The organism is Pseudomonas sp. NPDC077186 (assembly GCF_044543505.1).
Taxonomy (GTDB): domain Bacteria; phylum Pseudomonadota; class Gammaproteobacteria; order Pseudomonadales; family Pseudomonadaceae; genus Aquipseudomonas.
Genome location: NZ_JBITWE010000006.1, coordinates 295,141 through 298,485, shown reverse-complemented (window position 1 = coordinate 298,485; position 3,345 = coordinate 295,141). Strand labels below are relative to the sequence as shown.

Sequence of the window (3,345 nt, the reverse complement as noted above, 5' to 3'; positions counted from 1 at the left end):
CGCGGCGGCTTCCAGCTGAGCACCGACCCGGGTGCGCTGATCGGCCTGCAGGACCTGGGCCTGACTTCGGGCGGCGTCGAGCTGTTCTACGAAGTTTCCGGCGATGGCACCACCCTGACCGCGACCGCCGGCGAGGGCGGCGCACCGGTGTTCACCCTGCTGGTCAACCCGGACGGCAGCTACCTGTTTACCCTGCAGGGCCCGGTGGATCATCCGGAAGACGATGGTATCGACTCGGAAACCCTGGGCGATAACAGCCTGGCGCTGGACTTCTCCGGCCTGCTGGTGGCCACCGACGGCGACGGCGACCCGCTGGCCGACGGCTTCGACGCCGGCAGCTTCGTCATCGATATCGAGGACGACGTACCGACCCTCAAGGAGCCTAACTCGCAGCAACCGGCGGTGGGCGGTACCGTTCACGAGGACCTGCTGAGCAATCCGCATACCGGCAATGCCGAAGGCGGCAGCCAGACACTGGGCATCAGCACCGCAGGCGGCGCGGGCAGCCTGGCCGCTCTGGTGGCCTTCGGCGCCGACGGCCCGGGCAGTTTCGGTCTGGTGGACGAGGCGACGGCCGAAGCGCTACTGGGCGCTGGCGGCCAGAACCTGACCTCGGGCGGCGAGCCGCTGGAGTATGAGGTGACCGAGGCCTACGACCCCGACGGCAACCTGCTCAGCACCACGCTGACGGCGACCGCGGCCGGCGGCTACCCGGTGTTCACCCTGGTGGTGCAGGCCAATGGCGATTTCAGCTTCGAGCTGCAAGGTCCCATCGATCATCCCGAGGCGGATGGCGACGACGGCGAACTGTTCGTCTCGGCTATCGGTATGGGTATCGACTTTACCCAACTGATCACCGCGACCGACGGCGACGGCGACCCGCTGGACGCATTGGCCGAGGCGCAAGGGTTGTTCGTCATCGATATCGAAGACGACGTGCCGACCCTCAAGGAGCCTAACTCGCAGCAACCGGCGGTGGGCGGTACCGTTCACGAGGACCTGCTGAGCAATCCGCATACCGGCAATGCCGAAGGCGGCAGCCAGACACTGGGCATCAGCACCGCAGGCGGTGCGGGCAGCCTGGCCGCTCTGGTGGCCTTCGGCGCCGACGGCCCGGGCAGTTTCGGTCTGGTGGACGAGGCGGCGGCCGAAGCGCTACTGGGCGCTGGCGGCCAGAACCTGACCTCGGGCGGCGAGCCGCTGGAGTATGAAGTGACCGAGGCCTACGACCCCGACGGCAACCTGCTCAGCACCACGCTGACGGCGACCGCGGCCGGCGGCTACCCGGTGTTCACCCTGGTGGTGCAAGCCAATGGCGATTTCAGCTTCGAGCTGCAAGGCCCTATCGATCACCCGGTTCAGGATGGCGATGACGACGAACTGTGGGCGTCTGCGGCGGGCTTTGGCATCGACTTCACCCAGTTGATCACCGCCACCGACGGCGACGGCGATCCGTTGCAGATGCCTGTCGATACCGGCGGGCTGTTCGTCGTCAATGTCGAAGACGATGTGCCCACATTGGTGGACGGCGGCCTCGATCACTGCCTGACCCTGACCTACAAGGGCGGCGATGCCAGCTTCCTCAATAGCTACGGCTACTACATCAAGGGGGCCGACGGCACGCCCGTCAGCGGCGTGCTGGTGTGGGGCAACACCACCTTCCTGGAGGTCGGCGACTCCATCAGCCTGCACGGGCTGGATCCCGACTCCATCGGCTTCTTCATCATTCCCAACGGTGCCTTCAACGGTGTGCTCGACGGCACCGAGGTCAGCTTCCAGTTCGTCGATGGCCAGTGGCAGGTCGTAGCCGACGGCCAGCCGCTTAATGGCGCCGGCGGCGCCCAGGTGCTGTTCGACAACCCGGCGCTCAACCCGGCGAGCAAGACCCATGTGCAGGACAATACCGCGTCCGGCAACCAGAACTGGGAGGACGTCAACAACGGCGACAGCGACAACGACTACAACGACGTGAATATCCAGGCCACCTGGACGATCAAGACCCCGGCACCGGTGGGCGGCACGGTGCATGAGGACAAGTTGACCAACCCCCATCAGGGCAACCCCGATGCGGGCAACCAGACATTGGTGGTCAGCACCGCGCTGGGCGCGACCAGCCTGTCTGCGCTGGTGGCCTTCGGCGCCGATGGTCCTGGCGATTTCGGCCTGGTCAATTCGGGCACTGCCGCGGGCTTGTTGGACGCCCAGGGCCTGACCTCCGGCGGCGATCCGCTGGTTTACCAGGTAACCGAGCAGTTCGACGGCGCCGGCAACCTGCTCAGCACCACGCTGACGGCTACGGCGGCGGGCGGCTATCCGGTGTTCAGCCTGGTGGTGGAGATCGACGGCGACTTCACCTTCACCCTGCAGGGGCCGATCGACCATCCGCTGCAAAATGGCGACGACAACGAGCTGTGGTCGTCGGACGGGGCCTTCGGCATCGACTTCACCCAGTTGCTGAAAATCACCGATGGCGACGGCGACCCTCTGGAGATTCCGCAGGGTGCCAGCGGCCTGTTCGTGATCGACGTGCAGGACGATGTGCCCACGCTGAACGTTGACCTCGCAGGCTCCGATGCCGCCAGTCGGTTGTCGATGAATCTGGACGAAACCGTCGGTGCCGAGCGTGCCGCTCCGGGCGAAACGGCCGATGGCAACACCGACGATCCGGCTGCGCCTGGCGATTACCTGGGGCGTGTCACCACCAACATTGGCAATGGCGGGTTGGTAAGCCTGTTCAGCGTCACCGGCAGTGCTGGCGCCGATGGCGAATCCAGCCTTAGTGGCAGCCTGAGCTTTGTCGGTATCGCCTCGGGTGGTTCGCTGACGACCAACCTGTTTTCCACCAGCGGCAGCGCCATCCACCTGGAAATGGAGGGTGCGGATGTGATCGGCGTCGACGCCGGCGGCGATGTGGTGTTCCGTTTGGCAATCGTCGATACCGGCAGTGGTGCGCAACTGCAGACCACGCTGTATGAATCCATCAGGCATGGGGACAACACGGCGTTCGACGAGCAGCTGGATCTGTTGCTGACCGGCCAGGGTGCGAGCCTGGGGCTGCAGTACAGCGTGACCCGGGTCGATGGCGACGGTGACTCGGTCACAGCGACGAAAAAGATAGTATTGGCCGATGGCCATAGCTCGATCCTGGGCTTTGACGACGACGGCCCCAGCGCCAAACTCGCCCTGAACGGCCAGGTCAAACTAACCCTGGACGAATCGCTCGGCGTCGATCCGCTGGATAGCAATGCGGCGGCGGACGACGACGTGTCCGGCAACCCGTTCCCGGGGGGCTACGGCACGCCGATTGGCTTGACCAGCGGCAACCTGGTCAACGTGGTCAGCGCC

Annotated in this window: 1 protein-coding gene; it reads left to right on the top strand. The window is 65.6% G+C overall.

Annotated elements, in window-relative coordinates:
* The coding region (locus ACIGKL_RS21935; protein ID WP_397488539.1) for a DUF5801 repeats-in-toxin domain-containing protein at positions 1-3,345 on the top strand (3,345 nt) is incomplete at both ends.